The 24509-nt window shown below is 61.0% G+C and carries 21 protein-coding genes and 1 riboswitch; of the genes, 8 read left to right on the top strand and 13 right to left on the bottom strand.

What is annotated here, in order from left to right; translation table 11 throughout:
• The first annotated feature begins 232 nt into the window (after nucleotides 1-232).
• Both GOB82_RS05940 and GOB82_RS05935 read left to right on the top strand, forming a co-directional pair.
• Entirely contained in the window at nucleotides 233-1378 is a 1146-nt protein-coding gene (locus GOB82_RS05940; protein ID WP_166120950.1) for a metallophosphoesterase family protein, read from the top strand.
• The gene (locus GOB82_RS05935; RefSeq protein WP_166120947.1) at nucleotides 1375-4149 is read left to right on the top strand and encodes an AAA family ATPase; all 2775 of its coding nucleotides are present in this window, start codon (nucleotides 1375-1377) and stop codon (nucleotides 4147-4149) included. Before GOB82_RS05940 ends, GOB82_RS05935 begins: the two co-directional genes overlap by 4 nt.
• On the opposite strand, the gene GOB82_RS05930 is transcribed toward GOB82_RS05935, so the two are convergent.
• Entirely contained in the window at nucleotides 4133-5539 is a 1407-nt protein-coding gene (locus GOB82_RS05930; RefSeq protein WP_242007216.1) for a carbohydrate porin, read from the bottom strand. The genes GOB82_RS05935 and GOB82_RS05930 overlap by 17 nt on opposite strands.
• A 249-nt stretch (nucleotides 5540-5788) precedes the next feature.
• On the opposite strand from GOB82_RS05930, the gene moaB reads away from it, so the two are divergent.
• Together moaB and GOB82_RS05920 are read left to right on the top strand one after the other, a co-directional pair.
• Nucleotides 5789-6343, top strand: coding sequence for a molybdenum cofactor biosynthesis protein B (gene moaB, locus GOB82_RS05925; protein ID WP_166120942.1), 555 nt, complete (start codon nucleotides 5789-5791; stop codon nucleotides 6341-6343).
• Nucleotides 6336-6914: a DJ-1/PfpI family protein gene (locus GOB82_RS05920; protein ID WP_166120939.1), complete on the top strand. Its 579-nt coding sequence runs from the start codon at nucleotides 6336-6338 to the stop codon at nucleotides 6912-6914. Before moaB ends, GOB82_RS05920 begins: the two co-directional genes overlap by 8 nt.
• Before the next feature lie 232 nt (nucleotides 6915-7146).
• Here the strand turns inward: GOB82_RS05920 and folE are convergent, their stop codons facing one another.
• The 7 genes from folE to GOB82_RS05885 all read right to left on the bottom strand — a co-directional run bounded on the left by folE (nucleotide 7147) and on the right by GOB82_RS05885 (nucleotide 13629).
• The gene (folE, locus tag GOB82_RS05915) at nucleotides 7147-7755 is read right to left on the bottom strand and encodes a GTP cyclohydrolase I FolE (protein ID WP_166120937.1); all 609 of its coding nucleotides are present in this window, start codon (nucleotides 7753-7755) and stop codon (nucleotides 7147-7149) included.
• A gap of 52 nt (nucleotides 7756-7807) precedes the next feature.
• Nucleotides 7808-8281 (bottom strand): Co2+/Mg2+ efflux protein ApaG, encoded by a 474-nt coding sequence (gene apaG / locus GOB82_RS05910; protein WP_166120934.1) that lies wholly within the window; start codon nucleotides 8279-8281, stop codon nucleotides 7808-7810.
• A gap of 179 nt (nucleotides 8282-8460) precedes the next feature.
• On the bottom strand, nucleotides 8461-9669 hold the full coding sequence (gene metZ, locus GOB82_RS05905; protein ID WP_166120931.1) for an O-succinylhomoserine sulfhydrylase: 1209 nt from the start codon (nucleotides 9667-9669) through the stop codon (nucleotides 8461-8463).
• A 105-nt stretch (nucleotides 9670-9774) separates the two neighbouring features.
• A riboswitch (SAM riboswitch) is annotated at nucleotides 9775-9854 on the bottom strand.
• A gap of 108 nt (nucleotides 9855-9962) precedes the next feature.
• Entirely contained in the window at nucleotides 9963-10967 is a 1005-nt protein-coding gene (locus tag GOB82_RS13525) for a bifunctional GNAT family N-acetyltransferase/(deoxy)nucleoside triphosphate pyrophosphohydrolase (protein WP_166120928.1), read from the bottom strand.
• On the bottom strand, nucleotides 10960-12066 hold the full coding sequence (locus GOB82_RS05895; RefSeq protein WP_166120925.1) for an aromatic ring-hydroxylating oxygenase subunit alpha: 1107 nt from the start codon (nucleotides 12064-12066) through the stop codon (nucleotides 10960-10962). The genes GOB82_RS13525 and GOB82_RS05895 overlap by 8 nt, the downstream gene beginning before the upstream one ends.
• Nucleotides 12067-12218: 152 nt before the next feature.
• Nucleotides 12219-12713: a DUF2721 domain-containing protein gene (locus GOB82_RS05890; RefSeq protein ID WP_166120922.1), complete on the bottom strand. Its 495-nt coding sequence runs from the start codon at nucleotides 12711-12713 to the stop codon at nucleotides 12219-12221.
• Nucleotides 12714-12756: 43 nt separating this feature from the next.
• The gene (locus GOB82_RS05885) at nucleotides 12757-13629 is read right to left on the bottom strand and encodes an ATP-binding protein (RefSeq protein WP_166121109.1); all 873 of its coding nucleotides are present in this window, start codon (nucleotides 13627-13629) and stop codon (nucleotides 12757-12759) included.
• A gap of 166 nt (nucleotides 13630-13795) precedes the next feature.
• Between GOB82_RS05885 and yajC the strand changes: the two genes are divergently transcribed.
• Nucleotides 13796-14155 (top strand): preprotein translocase subunit YajC, encoded by a 360-nt coding sequence (gene yajC / locus GOB82_RS05880; RefSeq protein ID WP_166120919.1) that lies wholly within the window; start codon nucleotides 13796-13798, stop codon nucleotides 14153-14155.
• A gap of 123 nt (nucleotides 14156-14278) precedes the next feature.
• Here the strand turns inward: yajC and GOB82_RS05875 are convergent, their stop codons facing one another.
• Nucleotides 14279-14752 carry a hypothetical protein gene (locus GOB82_RS05875; protein ID WP_166120916.1) on the bottom strand — a complete coding sequence of 158 codons (474 nt, stop codon included), beginning with the start codon at nucleotides 14750-14752 and terminating at the stop codon, nucleotides 14279-14281.
• 160 nt (nucleotides 14753-14912) lie between these two features.
• Complete coding sequence (locus tag GOB82_RS05870) at nucleotides 14913-17174, bottom strand: primosomal protein N' (RefSeq protein WP_166120913.1); 2262 nt, start codon at nucleotides 17172-17174, stop codon at nucleotides 14913-14915.
• Nucleotides 17175-17310: 136 nt separating this feature from the next.
• Here GOB82_RS05870 and GOB82_RS05865 point away from each other — a divergent pair, with 136 nt between their 5' ends.
• Genes GOB82_RS05865 through GOB82_RS05855 form a run of 3 tightly spaced genes read left to right on the top strand, consistent with a single transcriptional unit; the run spans nucleotide 17311 to nucleotide 20223 of the window.
• Nucleotides 17311-18291, top strand: a complete 981-nt coding sequence (locus GOB82_RS05865; RefSeq protein ID WP_166120909.1) for a tyrosine recombinase XerC — start codon at nucleotides 17311-17313, stop codon at nucleotides 18289-18291.
• A complete protein-coding gene (pip, locus tag GOB82_RS05860) occupies nucleotides 18291-19253 on the top strand; it encodes a prolyl aminopeptidase (protein ID WP_166120906.1) in 963 nt (320 codons plus the stop codon). Before GOB82_RS05865 ends, pip begins: the two co-directional genes overlap by 1 nt.
• Before the next feature lie 4 nt (nucleotides 19254-19257).
• Nucleotides 19258-20223: a retroviral-like aspartic protease family protein gene (locus GOB82_RS05855; protein WP_166120904.1), complete on the top strand. Its 966-nt coding sequence runs from the start codon at nucleotides 19258-19260 to the stop codon at nucleotides 20221-20223.
• 416 nt (nucleotides 20224-20639) lie between these two features.
• Here GOB82_RS05855 and GOB82_RS05850 read toward each other — a convergent pair whose 3' ends face one another.
• The 3 genes from GOB82_RS05850 to GOB82_RS05840 form a co-directional block, all read right to left on the bottom strand.
• A complete protein-coding gene (locus GOB82_RS05850) occupies nucleotides 20640-21185 on the bottom strand; it encodes a hypothetical protein (RefSeq protein ID WP_166120901.1) in 546 nt (181 codons plus the stop codon).
• Nucleotides 21186-21632: 447 nt separating this feature from the next.
• Nucleotides 21633-23033 carry an ammonium transporter gene (locus GOB82_RS05845; protein ID WP_166120898.1) on the bottom strand — a complete coding sequence of 467 codons (1401 nt, stop codon included), beginning with the start codon at nucleotides 23031-23033 and terminating at the stop codon, nucleotides 21633-21635.
• Nucleotides 23034-23212: 179 nt separating this feature from the next.
• Nucleotides 23213-24211: an IS481 family transposase gene (locus GOB82_RS05840; protein ID WP_166120895.1), complete on the bottom strand. Its 999-nt coding sequence runs from the start codon at nucleotides 24209-24211 to the stop codon at nucleotides 23213-23215.
• Between the last annotated feature and the right edge of the window lie 298 nt (nucleotides 24212-24509).

Here is a 24509-nt window from a genome sequence, read left to right as displayed (position 1 = left end):
CGGCTTCAGAAACGGGTTCACCCAAGCCCGAATCCTTAAACTGATCTGTCTATTAAAATAAAATATAATAAAGCGGGTGATGTTTCGCGCGCTGGGCGGCATTGCAGTAAACGCGTTGGACTTTCGCATGCCTGCATGATCCGCAGAAAAGGCTGGCGTTTGCGGGCTTCAGGGTATGATGCCACGGCAGGATGTGCTGAATTAAGCGCCCCCTTACAGCACTGCGGCATTCATGAAATTTATTCACACTTCAGACTGGCAGATCGGGCGGACTTTCCGTTTTGTGAATGATGATACGCTCGGGGCGCTACAGGTGGCGCGTCTGGACGTTATCCGGCAGCTGGGGCTGCTGGCCCGGCAGGAAGGGGCCGCGCATGTGCTGGTGGCGGGGGATGTGTATGAGCATGAAACCCCCTCGGAACGTACCCTGCATCAGCCTGTCGAGCGGATGCGCCAGTTTCCGGATATCCAGTGGCATCTGATCCCTGGCAATCATGATGCCGACCAGCCGGAAGGTGTCTGGGCGCGGCTGGCGCGGGGCGGGCTGCCGGAGAATGTCACGGTGCATCGGGAGCCTGGGGCGGTGCTGATTGATGCGGCGCATAACGCCTGGCTTCTGCCTGCCGTGCTCAAGCGCCGCCATGTTCTGACTGATCTTACAGGCTGGATGGATGAGGCCGAAACACCGCCTGATGCCCTGCGGATTGGTCTGGCCCACGGCTCCGTCACCGGATTTGGGGGAGAGGCCGAGGCTGAACATAACCCCGTGGCGCCCGACCGGGCCAAGCGGGCCGGGTTGGCGTATCTGGGGCTGGGGGACTGGCACGGTTTTTGCCAGATTGATGCCCGCACAGCCTATTCCGGCACACCGGAGACAGACCGTTTCACAACCGGTGGCGGCGGCGGGGGTGAGGCACTGGTTATCACGCTGCGGGGCGCACAGGCGGACCCCGTGATCACCCGCCACAGGACAGGGCGCTATATCTGGAAAAAGCTGGACGATGTGGTGTTGACCTCCCGGCAGGATATTCTGGCGCTGGACGCCCGCATCCGCAGTATTGAGCCGGATAATCCGGGGTCTGTGCTGGTGTGGCTTGCGGTGTCCGGCCTGCTCTGCGTTGAGGATATGGCGGTTTATGAACGTGAAGTGCTCACGCAGTTGAGCGGGGCCGTGGCCTGCCTGCGTCTGACGGGTGCTCCGCATCTGTCAGCCGGGCTGGAGGATCTGGACCGGTTCGGGCCGGGCGGTGCCGTGCGGGCGGCGGCGGAACAGTTGCTGAGCCGCGCGCAGGCCGGAGGGGAGGCGGGGCAGCTTGCGGCTGATGCCCTGCAACGGTTGTTTCTGTTCTGGCAGGAGATGGGGGTGCCAGCGGCATGATCCTTACCGATTTGCAGATTGAAGGTGTGCGGCGCTTTGCCGCCCCGGTGCGGCTGGACGGGCTGGGGCCGGGGCTGAATGTGCTGGCGGCCCCCAATGAGGCCGGAAAATCCACCCTGCTGACCGCGCTGAAAGCAGCGCTGATGGTCCGTACCAGCTCCAAAGCCAGACCCGTGAAGGAGCTTCAGCCCTATGGCGGCGGGGCACCGCACATCGCCCTCTCCTTTACGTGGAAGGGGATGGAGTGCCATCTGGAAAAACAGTTTCTCTCCAAACCCTTTACCCGCCTCATACTGGGGCCTGAACGCTTTGAGGGCGATCAGGCGGAAGAAGCCCTGCGCGGCGTGCTGGGGCTGGAAGATATCGGGAAAGGGGAAGCCGCCGGGCTGTGGAACGCGCTTCTGGTGGGGCAGGGCGAAAGTTTTGCGCAGCCCGTTCTGAACCAGACTGGGCAGGATACCCTGCGCGGCTGTCTGGAACAGGGCGTGGAGGATGCCACCGGCGGGGCCGCGGCCAGCGCCGTGCTCAGCCGTGTGCGGGAGCGCCTTCTGCTGTTGCAGACAGCCAGCACGGGCAAGGCAACCGGCAAATACCGGCAGGCGCTGGAGCAGGAAGCACAGGCACAGGCCTCTCTGAGCGAGCTTGAAAACCGGCGGGCTGCGCTGGAAGAAGATCTGGTGGCGCTGGAGCAGGCGCGGCGCGCGTTGCAGGAGCAGGAAAATCCGCAAAGCCGGGCGCAGGATGAAGCCAGACTTCAGGCGCTGCGGCAGCAGAGGGACAGGCTGCGCGTTGCGGATGCGGAGGAGCAGGCTGCCAGAGCCGCTCTTGCCACCCTCACCCAGACCCACTCCAGCATACGGGACGAACAGGAACGGCGGCAGGAAGCTCATCTCCGCAAGCGCAGGCTGGAAAGCGAGTGCGCTGAGGCACAGCATGATCTGGCGGCTCTCACGGAGCGTGCCACACTGGCCCGGCAGCGGTATGAGGAAAGCCGCCAGCGGCGAGAACAGGCCGAGCAGCAGCATCAGGCCGCGCGGCAGGCCATGCTGGCGCTGGCGCGCCGGGCCAGCGTGATGCAGCAGCAGGCGGCCCTTGAGCGGGAACGGCTGGCGGTACAGCGGGCCGAAGCCGCGTGTGCGCGGCTGGAGCAGGCGCGCGCTACTCTGGCGGCCTTGCGGGTGGATGAAAAGCTGATCCGTCAGGTGCGGAAAGCCGTGCGAGATCAGGAAACGGCACAGGCCACGCTGAATGCCCGCGCCACGCGCCTGAGCGTGGCCCTTCAGCCTGAGGCTGAAGGCCGGGTGCGGCTTGACGGTGTGCCTTGCCCGCAAGGGGAAACCGTTCTGACCCATACGGCGGATCTGGTGGTGGAGGGTGTCGGGCAATTCCGCATTACGCCCGCTGTGACAGATCAGGATGAGGCTCTGGCCACCGCAACAGCCGCCCGCCGGACGATGCAGGAGGTCTTGCAGGCAGCTGGTTGCGAGAGTGCCGAGCATGCGGAACATCTGTTTGAAGAACGGCGACAGGCGGAAACGCGGGTTGCGGAAGCCCGCGCGGCGTTCGTGGCGTCTCTGCCCACCCTGCGGGATGAGCAGGATGCCACCCTGTTCGCGGGTTTGGCGACCTTGCGGCAGGAGCTGAGCGACCGACAGGCTGCGCTCCTGCGGGAGCAGGCTGAAGGACTGTCTCTGCAAAAAGAGGCCTTGGAAGAGGGGCCGGACGCAGCAGGAACCGGGGAAGAGGCCGGAGAGGAGCGGGCCACAGAGCAGGGCGCTGTGCCCGGCGCGGCTCTGCACAGCATGCAGCAACAGGCCGGACAGGCGGAGGACAGGGCCTCCCGCATGGCGGAAGAGGCACGGCAGGGCGAGCGGAGGGAGCAGGCCGCTTTTGCCGCGGCGCTGGCTCTTCAGGAAAAGGCCGATGCCGTGCTCAGGCAGAAGCAGGCGGCGCAGGATCAGGTTGGGCGTGAACTGGCTGTCAGTCAGGCGCGTGAGAGTGATGAGGCTCTGGCAACCCGTGCGGCTGAGACCCGGCACGCGCTGGCTCAGGCTGAAGCGCATCTGCAAAGCCTGAAGGCCGGACGGGAGACGGAGGAACCGCTCTCCGTGGTGGAGGCCAGCATCGCGCGGCGTGAGCAGGCGCTTGAGGGTGCCCGTGTGGCTATCACCCGCCTGCGGGAGGATATTCGGGAGCGGGAAACCCGCGTACATGTGGCCGAAGGCGAGGGGCTGGATGAAAAAATAGCCGAGGCAGGCCGCACCGCCGCACGGCTCAGGCTGGAGTGTGAGGGGTATGAGCGGGAGCGGGCGGCGCTGGCCCTGCTTGAGCAAACCCTGACAGAGGCGGAAAAAACGCAGACAGAGCGTTACCTCGCGCCGCTGGTACGCACCATGCAGCCTGCGTTTTCAGCCGTGTTTCCCGGTGCGTCTCTGGTGATGGACACCGGTTTCGGCCTGTCCGGTCTGGCCCGGCGCACAGAGGAAGAGTTTGCAAGGCTTTCGGATGGCACGCGCGAGCAGATTGCGGTTCTGGTGCGGCTGGGCTTTGCGGAACTGCTGCATGCCCGCCAGTCTCCCGCCATTCTGGTGCTGGACGATGCGTTGGGTTTTTCAGACTCGCAGCGGCTGGACCGGATGTTCGATGTGCTGGCTGATGCCGCCACCCGGTTCCAGATTCTTGTGCTGACCTGCCACGCCGAGGCTTTTGGCAGGATGGGCGGCAGGGCTCTCACCCTGCGGCCCATTCCGCAGATTACAGAACGACGTTGAACTGAAGCGCCATAACGGCGGCGTCATGGAACGTTGTCGTGGCGCCGGGGCGGTTGATGTACTGGAAGTCCGGCTGAAGTGTCAGGCCGTTGGCCACATGCACATTGTAGAAAAGCTCGTAAATGCTTTCATGTGACTGCACACCCCAGGTCTGCCCCCACTGGGTGGGCTGGAACTGCTGGCCCGCAATAATGGAGGCCTCCTGCTGCAGGGCCACGGTGCGGCTCATTTTCAGCCACTGATACATGATGCCGATGCTGTCATTCGGGCGGCCCCAGGGCTTGCCGGTTTCAAGCAGGCCCCCCCACAGATGGTGGGACATGGCGGTGGTCTTGCCATCGGTCCACATATAGCCACCCATGGCAACCAGACCGTTGGTCGGGCCTTCGCCATTCCGCACAAGCATCTGGTCAGCCATCACCCACGCGCTGGCGCGGCCTGCGTGATACCGGGCCGGCTCGCCTGTCTGCACCCAGGCGTTGCCGTTGATGTCTTCATACAGATCTTTGTATTTCGAGTTATCGTAGCTGTAGCCAGCCTTGTAGTGGCCAACCAGATGGTTTTTGCCAAAGGAAGGCAGCCAGCCGATTTCAACAGGGGTTGAGAACTTGCCCAGACCATCCTGTGCCCAGGCCCAGCCGGAAATCCCGCCATTGAAAGAATGAGGAGAAACGGCAAACAGGCCAGCCATGACATAGGTCGTACTGGTAGGCATCACGCGGGCAACGGCCCCCAGATTGCCTGATGGCCAGTCACGGTTGCCTTCGGTGTATTTGTTCGGGGCGGGATTACCGCACACGGCCACGTTCATGTACATACAAAACAGGGGAGAGGCCGCGAAGAAGCTGCCAACCGGGATCCAGCCTGCGCTGATATCAACATGGTTGTGCGCAAAGGCATGTTCACCGTACAGATATACAAGGTGCGCCACCACGTTACCGCGGCCACCGTAAATCTGCTGAACACCCCCGACGGCATCCCCGATATATTTGGTGCTCAGGTTCTGCCCGTGCCCGTTCACCACCATCATGTGAGACCAGAAGCCCTTCAGCAGGTTCAGGTCTGTGAGCTTGCCCCAGTCCACATCCAGTTCAACACCCACCTGGCCGGCATTCGTCACACCTTGGCGCATGCCACCACGGAAATTGCCGGCAAGTTCTTCATGCACGTCGGCCAGAATATGAATGCCATGGTTCAGCAGCCAGGGCTGGGCTCCCCACCAGTCTCCAAAGAAATGCGCTTTTCCGTATGGAGCGGAAAAAAGCGGACCGGGGTCTTCTACCGGGTTCGCTTCATTATTTGCCTCCAGACTCGGCAACAGGCCGACTGAACTGTTCCCGCCTGTCAGCAACTGAGCGGAAGCCTTCGGGGAAAGGGCCGGTATCACCATGCATGTAGCGGACAGGATGCAAAGGAAAGACAGGTCTGAAGAGAGTTTTTTCATGTTGCTTTTTTTTTATTCTCTGGTGGATGTATAGAAAACATGCATATATTCTTTCAAAATAGGATATGAATGTCTAAACTTTTTTTTACACCAGTGCACTTATTGCTCTTTTTGGTGAAGTTTTGACGCTTTGGTACAACAGAGTTACCGTTCGGACGCGTTGACGCCGCCGGTGTCTGATGATGAATTCACGTCATGACAAAAATCGACACAAGCCGCCCCTTTCTGCCGGTGCGCATTGCGGTGATGACGGTATCGGATTCCCGCACTCTTGAAACAGACACATCCGGCCAGGCGCTGATTTCGCGCCTTGAGCAGGCAGGCCACATTCTGGCTGATCGCGCGATTGTGCGGGATGATGTCCAGCAGATTACGGAACAGCTGCAACGCTGGATCAGAGACTCGCAGGTTGATGTGGTGATTACCAACGGCGGTACGGGTGTGACCGGTCGGGATGTAACGCCGGAAGCCTTCGAGCGCGTGCTTGAAAAGCGCATTGAAGGTTTTGGAGAACTGTTCCGGATGCTGTCCTACAGCAAGATCGGCACGTCCACCATTCAGTCCCGCGCGTTGGCGGGGGTTGCGCAAGGCACCTACCTGTTTGCCCTTCCCGGTTCAACCGGCGCGGTGAAGGACGGGTGGGACGATATTCTCGTGTTCCAGCTCGATAACCGCCATCGCCCCTGCAACTTTGTTGAACTCATGCCCCGCCTGCGTGAAGGGGCGGAAGAGGGATCATCCCATGACTGACGAGATCAAACTGCTGATGCTGGCAGGTGATTATGTGGAAGATTATGAGATCATGGTGCCATATCAGGCACTGCTGATGGTCGGATACAAGGTGGACGTGGTCAGCCCGGGCAAGAAGGCCGGGGAGAAAATTTTGACCGCCATCCATGATTTTGAAGGCGCGCAGACCTACAGCGAAAAGCCCGGCCACGCGTTTACGCTGAACGCCACGTTCGACGAGATTGATACGGACGATTATATCGGCCTGATTATTCCCGGAGGTCGCGCGCCGGAGCATCTGCGCATGCATCCGCGCGTTCTGGAGATCGTCAAAGCCTTTGCGGATCGCCCTCTGGCCGCCATCTGCCATGGCGCACAGCTTCTGAGTGCCGCGGATATCATCAAGGGGCGCACGGTCTCCGCTTATCCGGCCTGCCGCCCGGAAGTGGAACAGGCGGGTGCCACCTATGCCGACATTCCCCTGACAGATGCCGTGACGGATGGAGAACTGGTGACAGCCCCCGCCTGGCCCGCACATCCGGCCTGGCTGGCGCAGTTCCTGACCGTGCTCGGCGCGACAGTAACGATATAGTGCCTCTCGGCTCCTGCTGTTGTGCCTTTCCTCCTTGGAGGAAGGTTCGACAGGAGGGAGCCTTCGATGAAACGCCTTCCACCAGCCCCGCCCCTCATGGGTGGCGGAACTGGTGGTCGTGGCCCGCTAAGGGCGTTGCTTCCACACCGCTGACTGTCAGACGGGGAGAGGGGGCGCCGCCGGGCCGGGAGACCCGGCGCAGGCAGGCTTGGTGCAGGTAGACTGTGCCGGCTTAATACTCGCTGGCCGCCGGGCGGTTGAGCATGGCCATCAGTTCCCGCCGCGTATCGGAGTTTGTGCGGAAGGTGCCGAGCATCTGGCTGGTGACCATGGAAACACCGGGGCGGTGCACGCCACGGGTGGTCATGCATTCATGGCTGGATTCGATAATGACAGCCGTGCCGTGCGGCTGCAGGACATCATTGATGGTGTTGGCGATCTGGGCTGTCAGCCGTTCCTGAATCTGCATGCGGCGGGCATAGGCATCCACCACGCGCGCCAGCTTGGAAATCCCGACAACGCGCTTGCGGGGCAGATAGGCCACATGGGCGCGGCCGATGATGGGAGCCAGATGGTGTTCGCAATGGCTTTCAAAGCGGATGTCGCGCAGCAGCACAATCTCATCATACCCGTCCACCTCGGAAAACGTCCGTTCCAGAAGCGTCTTGGGGTCAATCTCGTAGCCCTGAAAAAACTCTTCATATGCGCGGGCCACGCGGGCAGGGGTGTCATGCAGCCCTTCGCGGGTGGGGTCTTCCCCCGCCCAGCGCAAGAGGGTGCGAATGGCCTCTTCCGTTTCTGCTCGTGTCGGGCGGTCAGTTCTGGGCAGAGGGTCGCTCATGCCATTCTCCTGCATTATGCATCTGTCGTGAAGCGTGGGTGGCCGGTTCCGGTCAGTGGATCTGCCGGAACTGGAAGGGGCTATCCAGACTGAAGGCCGGGATGGCGATATCAAACCGCTTGCCGGAATTGATGTTGCGCATCTGGTAGGAGCCGCGCATGAAGCCGCCCGCCGTGCTCAGAGAGACGCCGGATGTGTAGTCAAACCCGTTCTGGGGGCGGATAACCGGCTGCTCCCCAACCACACCTTCCCCATGCACATATTCCGTGCGCCCCGCGCCATCGGTAATCTGCCAGGTCCGCTCCGTAAGCTGGATGGGGGCCGAGCCACCGTTTTCAATGCGGATGCGATAGACCCAGCAATACATATCCTCATCCGGTTCGGATTGTTCTGGAAGCCAGAATACCTGAACACAGACACGCATGTCCCCTGTTACCGCCTCGTACATCGGGGCGGAGGCGAAAAGGTCGCTCATGGTATCATCATGGTCAGGGGACATGGGCGGTGAGTCCGGCCAGTCAGGCATGGGGAAGCTGCTCCTGCGCAAGAAATAACAAGGCCAGATTCAGGCTTTCGGGGTCTGGCCCACGCGGCTGAAGAGATGGCAACAGTCCGCAGCCAGTATCACGAAGCGCTTGCGGAAGGGAAGACGCCTGTCTGCTCTGATACCATTCCGGTACAAAAGCAGACAGGCGAGGGCAGGGGTCAGCCTCTGGCCAGCGCGGCCACGCCACGGGCGAGGTCTTCAATCAGGTCGGCACTGTCTTCCAGACCCACGGAGAAACGGATGGCCCCTTCGGAAATACCCAGTCTGGCCCGTTCTTCCGCACCGATTTTCATGTGCGTTGTGGTGGCCGGGTGGGTCACGAGAGAGCGCGCATCCCCCAGATTATTGGAAATGGCAATCAGTTGCAGGGCATTCATGAAGGCAAATGCGCCTTCCTGCCCGCCGGTCACCTCGAACGCGACCATGGTGCTGCCGCCTGTCATCTGGCGCTGGGCGAGGTCATACTGCGGGTGGTCCTTCCGGCCCGGATACCGCACGCTGATAACACCGGGGGCGGAGGCCAGATAATCCGCCACTGCCGCGGCATTGCGGGCCATGGCATCCACACGCAGGGAAAGTGTTTCCAGCCCTTTCAGCATGACCCATGCGTTGAAAGGAGAGAGCGCATTGCCGGTGTTGCGCACGAAGGGCTGAAGCGTTTCCTTGATCCAGTCTTCTCGGCCCAGCACGGCCCCACCCAGAACGCGGCCCTGCCCGTCAATATGCTTGGTACAGGAATACACAACGACATCCGCCCCCAGTTCCAGCGGCTTCTGGTAGATGGGGGATGCAAAAACGTTATCCACCACCACCAGTGCCCCGGCCTTGTGCGCGCGTTCCGCAATGGCGGCGAGGTCCAGCACATCCAGCATCGGGTTCGAGGGGCTTTCCAGCAGGACAGCGGCTGCCGGTTTGCTGAAGGCTTCATCCCATGCCGTGAGGTCGCTCCCATCCACAAACACGGTTTCCACACCGTATTGCGGCAGCAGGTTGGCAACAATCCAGTGGCAGGAGCCAAACAGGGCGCGGGAGGCGATAACGCGGTCCCCTGCCTTCACGTGAGAAAGCAGGGCGGAGGAAACCGCGCCCATGCCGGTGGAGGTTGCCACGCAGGCTTCGGCCCCTTCCAGATCGGCCAGGCGGTTTTCCAGCGCGGCAACCGTGGGGTTGGCAAACCGGCTGTACTGGTAGTGGGAGACTTCACCGGTGAAGGTTTTGGCGGCCTGTTCCGCGTTTTCGTAAACAAACCCGGATGTCAGGAAAAGCGCTTCGCTGGTTTCACCATATTCGGTGCGTTCGAGGCCCGCATGCAGGAGGCGGGTGGCAGGACGCCAGCTTTTGGAAGAAGAAGTCTTGCTGTCACTCATAACGAGGTATCCGGTTCTTTCCTGCGGCGTACGGCGTGAAGAGAAGCTCGGGGGTTTCCGCTTCAGCCTTACAGCTCGATTTGACCGTGGAAACCGTGGCGTCGGCACAGCGTCGCCATGGCCTCTTTAGCGCGTTTATTTTACCTCGCCGCAAGCCGGCCGTACAAATCACGAGGGTTCAGCGTCCTTCAGGACACCGGATAAGGTTTGTTATGCGGAGGCAGGGTATGTTCGTCAAGACTATCCTTCGCCTTCCGCACGCGGCCAGCCATGCAGGGGGCGAGCACCACCCTTTACAGGAGTTCCTGCAGGAGCGGTACAAAGGGGAGATCAGCCTCCGGCATGGGGTAGTCATGCAGGGTTTCCGGGGTCACCCAGGCCAGTGTCTGGCCTTCCTTAGGCTGGGGTGTGCCAGACCAGTGGCGGCACAGATAAAGCGGCATCAGCAGGTCAAACGCCTTGTAGGCATGGGATGCGAAGGTGAAGGGGGCGAGGCAGGCGCGGGAGACATCAAGCCCCAGTTCCTCTTCCAGCTCCCGCACCAGTGCGGCCTCCGGCGTTTCTCCGGGTTCCACCTTGCCGCCGGGGAATTCCCACAGGCCGGCCATGCTTTTTCCTTCCGGGCGCTTTGCCAGAAGGATGCGGCCCTGCGCATCAATCAGCGCTGCGGCGGAAACCAGAACAAGCTTGCGGGAGAGCGGTGCGCCCCCGGCCTGCTGCCCGCCTGTCTGGTCACCCGCCGGTGCATCCAGATCTTCACGCGTGGCTTCAAACACCAGAACAGGGTGCTCCTTGCCACGGGCGATGAACATCTGGCTGTCCGTGCCAATGGAGCGGAAGCCGATATGCTGAAGCACACGGGCCGAGGCCTCGTTATCCTGCGCCACGGTGGCGCGGAGGCGGTCGATATCCATATTGGCCAGCGCCCAGCGGGCCAGACGCCCGGCAGCGCGGGTGGCAATGCCCCGCCCCCAGTGCGGGCGGCCCACCCAATATCCCAGCATTCCCACACGCCCGACCTGCGGTACGGTCTGAACACGTAGCCCCACGCAGCCCAGAAACGTGCCGTTTTCATCCAGAATGGCGAAATGGCAGCCCTCACCGGACCGATGCGTATGCAGGGTGGACTCTATCCACTCATCCGCCAGATTGCGCGGATAGGGGAAGGGCAGGCGGCTGAGCATCCGCACCACTTCCCAGTCATTGACCAGATTGTGGAGGGCAGCCGCATCATCAGGCTGAAGGGGGCGCAACCGGAAAGGCGGCGCCTCCAGAACCAGAGATGCGATATCAGGCATTCGCAGCCGCTGCGGGAGCGATCCCGCATTCTGCCAGAAGCCCGCGCAGGGCGTTGATCACGGGGAAGACCTCCACATTGTGGTCTCCGCCCAGTTCACGCCACGCCTTCTGTTCCAGTTCTACAATCTCACGGTCTTCCGCAAAAATCCGTTCGGTGAAGGCAACAAGGAAGGGCCATGCCAGCTCCAGCACACCCGGCACCTTGGGGCGTTTGACGGAGAGCAGGCCAAAGGTGCGGTTGGTCAGTTCTTCCGCATCCTGCGGCACATAGACAATCCACAAATCCATCACCGGGTCTTCATCGCCTGTCTGGATCCGCAGGGTCTGATAGGGATATTCCGTGCGGATGGTCATCACGTCACGGTGCTGGAATTTCTCGGAGGCGTCCCGACGTTCACCAAAAATCAGGGCTTCACCCAGAGGCTGCTTGCCGCCTGTGCGGGCAAAGGAATAGCGCGCTTCCACCAGACCGGGTTCACGCTCCTGCCCCAGAAAGCGCGGGCGCATCTGGCCCATCTGTTTCATGTGCATGAACTGGTGGTTCATATCCATCAGGTTTTCATGCATGAAGCTGTAGTGGCATTTTACCTCCCGCCCGAAGGAGCGGGTTTTGTAGGCAGGGTCTCCCACACGGGCCAGACGCGGTGCCAAGGGAACAGTATCCGCCTTGTCCGGGTCTCCGGGGAAGATGAAAATCAGACCATCCTGTTCCCGGCAGGGGAAGGTGCGCACCCCGTTGGGGAGCTTGCCCTTGCCCAGATAGGGCACATCAATGCAGCGGCCGGAGCGGCCATAGGCCCAGCCATGGTAGCAGCACTGAACGGACTGGCCACACACCTTGCCCTTGCTGAGCGGCACCTGCCGGTGCGCGCAACGGTCTTCCAGTGCAAAAATGGCCCCTTCCGTGGGGCGCACCAGAGCAATAGGGGTTCCGGCATATCGGGTGCCGATTGTCTTGCCGGGTTTGAGTTCCCGTGACCATGCAACGGGATACCAGTGGTTCGGGTTGGAACGGATGCGCCGCAGATCCGCAGTGCTGTGAGCCTTACCGGAAACGGGGGTTCCGGTGGATGCGTCAGTCTGAACGGTCTGGTTCATCTTACCTCGTGTCATGACTCTCGGGGCTGTGTCAGGTTAACACCGCCGTAACGGAATGCATGCAACCGTATATCACACAAAGAGGCAAGGCGCAGAGGCGATTGAAGTCCGGGATTGCCGTTTTTATGAGTGAATTATTTATGAAATGAAAATCAGGAGGCTTTGGATGCTGGTCTGGGCATAGGTCCTTCCCGCTTCAGCCCGTGCCAGGCAATCAGGCCGTCACCCAGAAACAGGGCGAGAGCCCCCACAGTGCAGGCAAGGGCCAGCCCGAACATGATGACCAGCCATGTCGCCACGGAGGAATCCCGCACGCCGCCCAGAAACAGAACAAAGGCCGCTCCGCATGAGGCCGCACCACCCAGACCGCCCGAGAGAATGGCTGCATCAAGCATCAGCGTGCGCCGGTGCAGGCGGGCCAGATGCTTCTCCAGTGTCTGGTTACGGTTCGGATCATTCTTCCCGTCCATCAGCAGGGCGTTTGTCTGTTCAATATGGTCCGAAACCCGGGCAAGGCGGGTATTGAACAGGTTCAGCAAAGTACCGATGCCCGAGAGCATGAAAACCGGGGTTAGCGCCACCTGAATGATATGGGCAACGTTGTCCACTGGTTCTGCCGAGAAACTTTCAAAAACGGGAAAAGTCATAAAGCGGAGCGTCCTTGGCGGCCGGTTAAAACAATAAAATGGTCTAGCGGCTGGAGGCCAGTTCTGCCGTCAGGTCTTCAATAAACTGGAAGGCAACCCGCCCTGAACGGCTGCCCCGGGTGATGGCCCACTCGTTGGCGCGTGCTGCCAGATCCTCATCACTGATGGGAAGGCTGCGCTCTGTGGCATAGGTGCGCACCATGTCAAGAAACACATCCTGCGGGCAGGGGTGAAAACCCAGCCAGAGGCCGAACCTGTCGGACAGGGAGACTTTCTCTTCCGTGGCTTCGGAGGGGTTGATGGCGCTGGCGCGCTCGTTCTCAATCATCTCACGCGGCATCAGGTGCCGGCGGTTTGAGGTGGCGTAGAACAGAACATTCTCAGGCCGCCCGGCAATGCCGCCATCCAGAACGGATTTCAGAGCCTTGTAATCCCTGTCTTCCTTTTCAAAGGAGAGGTCATCACAGAAAATAATGAAGCGGCGGGGGCTCTCCCGCAGCATGGCCAGCAGGTCCGGCAGGGTAGCCAGATCTTCCCGCTGGATTTCCACCAAGGCAATCCGTCCCTGGCCGGGGGCGCAGGGTTTTCCATCTACCTGATTGATCAGCGCGTGTGCCCCCTTCACCAGTGAGGATTTACCCATGCCACGTGCGCCCCAGAGCATCGCGTTATTGGCGGGAAGGCCGCGGGCGAAGTGTTCCGTGTTTTCCAGCAGCGTCTGGCGTTGCGAGTCTACACCCTGCAGCAGCGTGGCCGCCACATGCGCCACATGGGGCACCGGCAGCAGCCGCCCGCGTTCAGGCAGCCAGACAAACGCATCAGCTTTATCCACGCCCTCCAGACTGGGCGGAGGAGGGGAAAGGCGCTCCAGAGCTGAGGCAATACGTTCAAGGACGGAGAGGGGAGCGGTGTCCATCAGGGTAGGATCCATCAGTGTGCGGGCCGAGTACGGGCGCAGGGCGTCCGGCTGGAAAGTAAGGCAAAGAGGCGGCTTGTCTTCAAGGATGCTTGACGTGTGAGCCGTGAAAATTATGGTCACGCATCTTCATTGCGCAACCCGTCATTCTGGAAAGACTGTGCTCATGTCCAATTTCCTTATTCCTGCCGCCTATGCCCAGACCGCCGGAGGCGGTGGTGTGGGGTCGAGTCTGGTGTCCTTCCTGCCGATTGTTGCGGTCTTTGGGATTATGTATTTCCTCATGATCCGCCCGCAGCAGCAGAAGCAGAAGCAGTTGCAGAACGAACTGAAAGCCTTGCGCCGCGGAGACCGCATTGTCACCTCCGGCGGGATTATCGGTATCGTGCAGAAAGCGCGTGATGACAGTCAGGAAATTGAAGTGGAAATCGCGCCGAACGTTCGGGTGATGGTGCTGCGCAATACGGTCAGCACGGTTCTGACCAGCACCGCCAAGCCGGCGAATGATACGGCGCAGGCTAAATAATCTCGCCGTTTCGTATCAGGCCTGCGCGCCGCAAGGCGCCAGTGTAAAGGCACGCGTAAAAAAGCGGACTTTCGGTCCGCTTTTTTTATGACCGGAGTGTTCAGGGGTAGGAGTGCGCCCCGGTCAGGGGTTCTCCCCTTCATTTACCAGACTGCCGTGTGGGGTAACGGCGTTTGCCGCAGGCGTGGTTTCTGCTTCCGCAAGGTCTTCCGTCACGTTCAGCGCCAGAACCTCCCCAGCCATGATCACGCCCAGCAAAGTCAGAATTTTGAGGCCCAGCGCATCCGTGTTCTGCGGGTGGCCGTGCAGGATATCCAGCACAAGGGGCGTCAGTGCTGGCAGGGGCAGGAGCCAGAAAATGGCGCGCCACACCGGCTTCTGAATTTTGGATCTGTAAAGCCGGGCCAGCCGATGCTCTTTTTTCAAAACAAACCGCAGGAAGAGAACGACAGCGGTTCCCACAGCAAGGGAGATAAGCGGCATCAGGACAAGGGTGGATGCTACTACATGCCAGTCACAATAGACCAGACCAAGAAGCGCCACGCCCATCCAGGATGAAAAATAGATGGCAAGACCTATAAGAGAATGGTGCTTCATGGGCAGGATCCTCCAGAGTTTTTCTCAGCGGGTGTCCTGCCCGATCTTAACAGGGAAAAGCAGGCTTCAGATCACGCTTTTACGACAAAACGATACTCTATCGTTACAGAAAACACATCCTGAAAATGATGCGCGGAAGCCTGCCTGATCAAAAAAATTGTTACAGAAAAGAAACGGGATCAATATCCACATCAATACGCACGCCTTTGCCGGGTTTGATCATGCCCAGCCAACGCCGCAGAATGGGCTGCACGGCTATGGATTTGCGGGTGCGCAGCAGAAGCCGCCGCCTGTGCCGCCCGCGCAGAATGGCCATGGGAGCCGGGGCTGGCCCCAGAACCTGAATACCCTCCCCATAAGGGGCCACCCGGCCAAGGGCTGCGGCGGTATCATCCGCGGCGGCAGCCGTTTCGGCACTGATGATAAGGGCGGCCAGCCGCCCGTAAGGCGGCCAGAAGCCGGGGCGTCTCTGCTCGGCTTCCTGCGCCATGAAGGCATCAAAATCTCCGGAGAGCAGAGCCTGCATCACCGGGTGTTCCGGCGTGTAGCTTTGCAGCAGAACGCGGCCGGGTGTGCTCGCACGCCCCGCACGCCCCGCCACCTGATGCAGAAGCTGAATGGTGCGTTCCCCCGCCCGGAGGTCTCCCCCCCCAAGGCCGAGGTCCGCATCCACGATGCCAACCAGGGTCAGATGCGGAAAATGCCAGCCTTTGGCGACAATCTGGGTGCCGATCACCAGATCAACTTCCTGACGGGAAATCTTGCCCACAGCCTCCGCCGTGGCGGCAGGGCCGCCCAGCGTATCACTGGCCATCACCAGAATCCGGGCATCGGGAAACAGGTGGCGGGCTTCTTCCGTAATGCGCTCAATCCCCGGTCCGATGGGGGTCAGGCTCTGTTCCGCCCCGCAGGATGGGCAGGTTTCCGGCATGGGTTCGGTATGGTCGCAAAAATGGCAGGAGAGGATTTTGCGGTTCCGGTGCTCAACCAGCCATGCGGTGCAGTGCGGGCATTCCATCCGGTGCCCGCAGGCCCGGCATAAGGTGAGGGGAGCATAGCCGCGCCGGTTGAGGAACAGCATGGCCTGTTCCTTCCGCTCGAAAGTCGCGCTCAGCTCTTCCGTCAGCACCGGGGAGAGAAACAGGCCGCGTGGCGGAGGGTGGTCCCGCATGTCCAGAATACGGGTTTCCGGCAGGGTGGCCCCCCCGTGGCGGGAGGGCAGAACGAGATGCCGGTAGCGCCCGGCCTCAACATTGGCCAGTGTTTCAAGGCTGGGTGTGGCGGAAACCAGCGCGATGGGAAACCCGGCCAGCCGCGCCCGCACTACGGCCATATCCCGCGCACTGTAGATGACCCCTTCCTCCTGCTTGAACAGGGCTTCGTGTTCTTCATCCACAATAATCAGGCCCAGATTCCTGAACGGCAGGAATAGGGCGGACCGCGCACCCACCACCACGGTGGCGCTGCCGTCCGCCGCGCCGTGCCATGTCAGGCGGCGGGCCCGCTGGCCTACTTCCGAATGCCAGATGGCGGGTTGTGTGCCGAAGCGGCGGGTAAAACGCTCCATCCACTGGGCGGATAAAGCGATTTCCGGCAGGAGCACCAAGGCCTGTCTGCCCTGCTCCAGACAGGCGGCAAGCGCTTCCAGATAGATTTCCGTTTTACCGGAGCCGGTCACCCCTTCCAGCAGCGTGACGGAAAAACAGCCTTCCGCCACGGTATGCCGGAGGGCGGCTGTTGCCTCCGCTTGTGCGCCTTCCAGAACCGGTGGGTTATGGTGTGGGTCCGGCTGGGCAAAGGCCCGTTCCGGCTCGAGTGTTACCGGGCGCAGGGCGCCGCTGTCTGCCAGTCCTTTCACCACACCGGGACCAACCCCGGCGGCCGAGGCAAGGTCTGTTGTGGTGCGGGCGGTACCATCCGCCAGCAGGGTCAGCACTTTCTGGCGCGCGGGGGTGAGGCGTATGCCCTCAGGCAGAGGGGAGGCCGCCAGCCAGCCGGTGGAGGGCGTGGGGGCACCCCGCATATGCAGGCGCAGAGTCATGGCCAGCACCATGCCGGGGGCGGAGAGCGTATAGGCGGCAACCCAGTCCACAAACCGGCGGAGTTCGGCGGTAAGCGGCGGGAGGTCCAGCCGCTCCACCACGGCGCGCAGCTTTGCCGCATCCACCGTGGGGGTAGGGGGCGGCGCGAATTCCGGGGGCAGGGTGGTTGCGCTATCCCAGACAACACCGGTCTGCCTGCGGTGGCCGAGGGGGACCGTCACAATATCGCCGGGTTGCAGGGGCATGCCCGCAGGGGCGGCATAATCAAACGGGCCGGGGAACGGCATGGGCAGCAGCACAGGCACTCTCTGGCGCGCAGCGCCAGCGGCGGAAGCCGGAGGGCGTGCGGGTGGAGGAGGAGAGAGAGGTGCAGGCGCCATGGTGTTTCTATGTAAGCGGAGGCCCGGTTAAAGAACAGTGTTGCGAAATCATAAAAATTCTGGACAAGTCAGCATCGCCTTCAGAATACGTTGAGGGGTGCGGAGGTCTCTGCACAAGCCTGCTTGAGGGGATGCGATGACAGCGGAAGACGCCGTCCGGCTGTTTCTGGAATGGATGGCAACGGAAAGGCGGGCCTCTCCCCTGACCATCGAGGCCTACCGTGCCGATCTGGCCCGGTTTCTGGGCTTTATGGCAACGCATCTGGATGGCCTGCCGGATATGGCCGGGCTGGGGCGCATCAGCCTGCGGGATATGCGTGCCTGGCTGGCGCAGGAGCAGGCGCGTTCAGCCGCTTCACGCCAGCGGCAGAGCACGCCGGACCGGGCGGCGCGTACGCGGGCGCGGCGTGTTTCCGCAGTGCGGTCCTTTTTCCGGTATCTGGCCCGGAGGCAGGGGGTGGAGAATCCCGCTGTCGCCCTGCTGGCCACTCCCCGTACAAAAAAGCCTCTTCCGCGCCCGCTGAGCGTGACGGATGCCAAAGCCGTGCCGGAGGATATTGCCGCACTGGCGCTCACGCCTATGGCGCAGCAGCGGGATGGGGCCCTGTTTCTGCTTCTATACGGCTGCGGGCTGCGTATTTCAGAAGCCCTCAACCTGAATGTTTCAGATCTGGCGGCCCTGCGCGGCAGTGGCGTTCTGCGGATCAGGGGAAAGGGCAACAAGGAGCGTCTGGTGCCGGTGCTGCCTGTGGTGCAGCAGGCTCTGGAAGCCTGGGGTTCGCGGCATCCGTCCCCGTTGCCGGAGGCCCCCCTGTTCCCCGGTGTGCGTGGCGGGCGGTTGCAGGCTGGCGTGGCCCAGAAGGCCATGCGGGAATGGCGGAGCATGGCAGGGCTGCCCGACCACGTCACGCCGCATGCGCTCCGGCATTCTTTTGCGACACATCTGATGGAAGGCGGCGCAGACCTGCGCGTCATTCAGGAACTGCTGGGGCATGCCAGCCTTTCCACCACACAGAGATACACTCTTGCAGATGAAGCGCGCCTGCTTGATGTGTGGACCCGTGCGCACCCGCGTGCGCAAAAAACTGCTCAGCCGAGAGAAGGAACACGAGACTGATGACCGAGCCACAGCGCGCCCCATGGCCTGCTATCGAACCCTACGCGCATGGCTATCTGGACACAGGGGAAGGCCACGAGGTCTATTGGGAAGAATGCGGGAATCCGCTCGGTATTCCCGTGGTGTTTCTGCATGGTGGCCCCGGTGGCGGGTGTTCTCCCGCGCAGCGGCGCCTGTTTGACCCGTCCCGGTATCGTATTGTGCTGTTTGACCAGCGCGGATGTGGTCGCTCCCGGCCGCACGCTTCGCTCGAGAACAACACCACCTGGCATCTGGTGGCGGATATTGAACGCCTGCGTGTGTTCTTCGGGATTGATAAATGGGCAGTTTTTGGCGGCTCATGGGGGTCCACACTGGCACTGGCCTATGCCCAGACACACCCCACGCGTGTCACGGCCCTGATGCTGCGCGGGATTTTTACCCTGCGGAAGGCGGAGCTGCTCTGGTATTATCAGGAAGGGGCCTCCTGGGTGTTCCCGGACAAGTGGGAAGATTTCCTGGCCCCCATTCCTCTGGCGGAGCGGGGGGACATGATGGCCGCCTACCGCAAGCGTCTGGTGTCGGATGATCACGCGGTACGGCAGGAAGCCGCTCTGGCCTGGAGCCTGTGGGAAGGGCGTACGCTCACTCTGCTGCCCGCGCCGGAGATTGAAACCCAGCACGAGGATGCTGACTATGCGCTGGCCTTCTCCCGCATTGAAAACCATTACTTCGTGCATGGCGGCTGGCTGGAAGAAGGCCAGTTGATCCGTGATGTCGAGCGTATCCGGCATATTCCGGCCATTATCGTGCAGGGCCGCTACGATATGGCCACGCCGGTCCGCACGGCGTGGGATCTGCACAGGGCGTGGCCGGAAGCGGAGTTCAGGCTGATTGACGCAGCAGGCCATGCGCTCTTTGAGCCCGGCATTCTGAGCGCTCTGCTGGAGGCAACGGACCATTTTGCACGGGAACTGGGCTGAGAGCATGGGCACACAGGGTATCCGGGCGGTTCTGTTCCTTGCTGTCTGCTCCACGGCAGGGCTTGTGGCTCCTGCCAGCACGGTGCTGGCGGCGGAAGGGCTATGCCACCATGAACGGATAGCCCGTGTGCCCTTGCATGATGATCTGGGGTTTCTGAACATCCCGGTGCAGATCAACGGGCATCCGGCGGGCATGATTGTGGATACCGGGTCTGAAGGCAGTCTGCTCTCGCCCGAGGCGGCAGAGCGGTTTGATGTGCAGTTGGACCCCTCTGTCCATACCGTCATGCGTGGCACGGGTGGCATGGGGCGGATGGTGCCCAATGTCATTCTGCGCTCTCTGAGGCTTGGGGGGCTGGAAACCGGGCCGGTCTCTGTTCCTGTGGGGGATCTGCCCGGCAAGCCTGTCACACAGCCGCCGGTTGAGGGGCTGGTCGGGGGAGACCTGCTCTCGCGTTACGATGTGGAATTCAATGTGGCGGAGGGCTGGCTGACATTCTGGTCGGTTAAAAACGGGTCTGCGGCCTGCGCCGGCCCCGTGGACTGGCATGTGATCTATCGGGCTGTGCCCCTGCAATCCGCCGGACGGCGCGTGGTGGTTCAGGTGCTGCTGGATGGCATGCCGCTGCGTGCTCTGGTGGACAGCGGGGCGCGCTCCCGTATTGTATCAGATAAAGCCGTGGAAAAACTTGGGGTGACAGCCCGCACCCTGTCGGCTGATCCGGGTGGGTTGACCAGTGGTGTGGATGGGCATCAGCAGGTCTACCACTGGCACCGGTTCCATACATTCCAGATCGGACAGGAGGAGGAAAAGGCACCGGTTCTGACCGTCGCCCCTCTTCATGATTCCGTGGATATGCTGCTGGGGTCAGACTGGTTTGCGGCGCATCGTGTCTGGATTTCGTATCAGACCGGAACACTCTACGTCATGCCGGCGCTGAAAAGACAGGCGGCACAGAAGGACGACTAAAGCCGCTGGAGAAGGGCTGATACGGTTCTCACGCCAGACTCCGTGCCCGCGTCAGACGGAAACCCAAGCCTCCCGGCGGCATGTCAGATCACATCCTGTGCTCGTTGGGATAAGCCACGCAACGTATTTTCCAGAGTTTCAACGGCAGGCGGCGGGTCCGCCGTATCGCACCCTGCGCCTGTTCGGCTCCGATGCACAGCGCAGGGGAGCGTAGCGCTTTATGAGGTCTGTGCGGAAATAGGGGGTGGTCATGCGTATGGAATGACGCATCCATCAGGGAAAATACTGAAAAAGCCTCTGTTGGTTATACTTGAGCTTTTTCAATAACAGGCAGAATGGTCTGCCGGACATCGGCGCGGGCAGCGCGTGATCGTCCTGAAAGACCGGAGCGCCAGAACGGCGCTCCGGTCTGAAAATCAGCCTGCCTTCAGGTGGGTGTTGCACTGGCTGTAATAACCACCACCCTTCTGGATCCACTTCAGGTTGGCGTTGCCATTGGTGGTCTTGTTGGCGTTGTACTGGTCAAGGCACGTTTTCATGCGGCCTTTGCCAGCGCTCAGCTTGGCATATTGCGGAGCAATGGCGCTGGGGAACACAACGCCAGCCGTTGTTGCGGCGGCAGGAGCTGCTGCCGGAGCAGCCGCAGCAGGAGTGGCTGCCGGTGCTGCTGCTGAAGCTGCAGCAGGTGCCGTCGCGGCGGCTGCAGGCGTCGTTACTGCGGTTTTCGCAGCTTCAGCCGGAGCCGCTGCCGGAGCAGGGGTGGTGGCGGGCGTTGCGGCCGCGTCACATTTGGCAGCCTTGAACTGCTTGTAGCTCTGGCCATCAAGGGTTCCGGCGGTACGAGCCGCAGCAAAGCTGGCGTGGCATTCTTTGGAGCTCAGGGCATGAGCGGCAGGAGCGGAAAGGGCTGTTGCACAGCTCAGCGCCAATGTTGCAAGCGCGATGCGAGCGGAAGATGTCATAAGGGCAGAACCTCATCCAATACCAGGGGCGGAAGATGCGGCACCATGCCGAAGCACCCTGACTAGCATTGTATCTTATGACGAATAAATGTGTTTGGAAAAGGGTTATCCCGGCAGCCGTGTGTCTGGCTTTTTGCAGGATCAGGGATGGCGGATTTTTCAGGCGTGTCACGGCATTACCAATGAGCATAGCGTGCGACCTGTCGCGCGCCGGAAGCCTTGGAGAGTCTCTGGCGCGGGCACATTTCGGGGGAAGACCGCATCGGTCAAACCGTAATGGTTTTAGTATAACACGGAGTGCCTGCGCTCTATGCGCAGAGAGACGTGGGCTACAGCCCCTCCAGGAAAGAGGCGTAACAGGGAACACAACGCAGATGTAAAAAGCCCCTTCCGGCGCAGAGGCGGGAAGGGGCTTATGCAGACCATAAACACTATGGGTGAAAGCGGTTAGTTGATCCGCTCACCGTGCAGGGTCATATCCAACCCTTCAAGTTCCTCATCCGGCGTGACGCGCAGGCCAAGAGTCAGGTCAATGGCCTTCAGGAGGATGAAGGAGACAAGGCCGCACCACAGAATGGTGACGATAACGGCTTCCCCCTGAACCATGAACTGATGCAGAGAACCAGTCACGCCAGAGGGGTTGGCATCGGTGGCAGAAAGCGGGCCGTAGGCAAACAGGCCGGTCAGCAGCGCCCCGACAATCCCGCCCACGCCGTGAACACCAAAGGCATCCAGACTGTCGTCATACCCCAGCATGTGCTTGAGCGACGTAGCACTCCAGTAGCACACAACGCCGGTAATCAGCCCGATTATCAGAGCGTTTCCCGGCAGCACGAAGCCTGCCGCGGGTGTGATGGCCACCAGGCCGCCAACAGCACCGGAAATAACGCCCAGAACAGTCGGTTTGCCGCTGCGCAGCCACTCGACCAGCATCCAGGCAACGCCAGCGCCAGCGGCGGCAATCTGGGTGGTGGCCATAGCCATCCCGGCACGACCGTTCGCGCCAACAGCAGAGCCCGCGTTAAAGCCGAACCAGCCGACCCACAGCAGGGAAGCCCCGATAACAGCATAGGTCAGATTGAACGGAGAGAGATCTTCCTGCCCGAAGCCCTTGCGCCGGCCAAGAACCAGAGCGCAGACAAGCCCGGCAATACCAGCATTGATGTGAACGACTGTGCCACCGGCAAAATCCGCCGTTCCAAGGCCAGCCAACCAGCCTACCGGGCTCCAGACCCAGTGCGCGATGGGGGCATAGACCAGCAGGGACCAGAAGATCGAAAAAACGCACATGGCGCTGAATTTCATGCGCTCTGCATACGCACCGGAAATCAGGGCAGGGGTGATGATGGCAAACGTCATCTGGAACATCATGAAGATGCTCTCGGGAATCGTCATCGTCGTGGCGTTTGGAGAATCCGCCCCCAGCGTGAAGGCAGCATCAACCCCGTTATGGATATGCGCGCCAATTCCGTTCAGGAACATGCGGGAGAGGCCGCCAATCCACGGTGTGCCTGTGGTGAAGGCCAGAGAATACCCCGCAACCATCCAGACAATGGACATGATGCAGCACAGGGCAAAAGACTGCATCAGAGTCGCCAGAACGTTCTTCTTGCGCACCATGCCCGCATAAAACAGTGCCAGCCCGGGAATGGTCATCATGAGCACAAGGGCCGTACTCACCAGCATCCAGGCGGTATCGCCGGTATCAATGGCGGGGGTTGTGTCGGCTGCCTGAGCGGTGCCAACACCGGCAAAAAGAAGCAGAAACCCACTACCCAAAGCGGGCAATGCTGTAAGTTTGCCAAGGCCACCTGCACATGGCGACGTTATGAAAGACCGCGAGGTCATGGGTGTGAACGCTCCTTCAGCGGTAGTGATGACTAAGAGTTAGAATCATGGTTTAGCGGGCTATAATAGCACGAATTAAAAAATACCGTAGCTTTGTCGAAATGAATTAGGCAAGGGGCATGAGGCTTGGAGCCTGTTTGGGAAATCTTGGATGAGCGATTCTGAGCATGAGATTGGCGCTAGATGTTTGGTCCTGTGATTTGATGGTGCGGATTATGTATGAACCGTGATGGTTCTTTTTCCCACTGCTGACAAATGAATTCATATGGAGTGAGGCGGCGCAAGGTCTTGAGCCTGCGGGCGAAATTGTAGGCGGTAACGAAGTCGGCGAGGTGTTGACGCAACTGGTCATGTGTTTCGTAGTAGAAGCGCTTGACGGTGGCGTCCTTGATCGTGCGGTTCATCCTCTCGACCTGGGCATTCGTCCAGGGATGTCGCGGCTTTGTCAGTCGATGCTCGATATCGAGATCAGCACAGGCCAGTTCAAAAGAATGGCACCGGAACAGGACACCATCTGCCCGCATGGCCTTGATGTCTTCGGGTGTCCATCCCTTGCCGGCCGGATCGGTAAAATGCGTGCCGTTATCGGTCAGCACGGTATGGATGCGGTAGGGAACCGCAGCGGCCAGAGCACGCAGGAAGTCACCGGCAACGCGACATGTCGCTTTCTCGTGCAATTGGACAAAAGCGAATTTCGAGGTCCGGTCTATCGCCACCAGAAGATAAAGGCGCCCCATTTCAGTGCGGACTTCAGCAATGTCGATGTGGAAATAGCCGATCGGATAACTCCTGAACTTCGACCGTTTCGGCCTCTCGCCCTCGCTCTCGCTCTCGGGCAGGCGGCTGATCCCATGGCGCTGAAAACAACGGTGCAGGGAAGATCGCGTCAGATGCGAGATCGTCGCCTGAAGCGCATAAAGGCAATCATCAAGAGGCAGCAGGGTATGGCGGCGGAAGGCCACAACGATCGCTTCTTCTTCGGTCGACAGGATGGTCGAGGACGCGACCTTCGGACCGGTGCGTCGATCCGACGTATCGGTCCGCCCCTTCCATTTGGCGACCGTCTTCGGGTTGATCCCGTAGCGTTTCGCCAGAACCCTCAGGCTCTCTTGACTATGTTGTATCGCTCGACGGACTGCCGCTGTCGTCGTGGCGCTTCCGTGGTGAACCTGGCCCATAGTGCATCCTTCCACTCATGTGAAAATAATGCACCATCAAATCACGGGACCAAACAGTGCTGCCGCAGCCAGCGACTGAGCATGCTACGCCCGATCCCAATGTCACATTCGCTTTTCAGGCGCGCCATCATCTCGTGGAGCGTGATGTCTTTCTGCGCTTCAATCATGTCGGCAATAAATGCTTCATGCGCGTCCAGACGTGACTCGCGCGGCTTGCCCTGACGACGGGGCGTCCGCTCGTCACTTTTGCGTTCCCGACGCAGCCAGCGGATTGAATTGCCCCGGGTTTTGTGGAGAC

The organism is Acetobacter farinalis, assembly GCF_011516935.1.
In the GTDB taxonomy this organism is placed as follows: Bacteria; Pseudomonadota; Alphaproteobacteria; order Acetobacterales; family Acetobacteraceae; genus Acetobacter; species Acetobacter farinalis.
The sequence above is the reverse complement of the archived record's forward strand: the minus strand, read 5'-3'. Positions and strand labels throughout refer to the sequence as shown.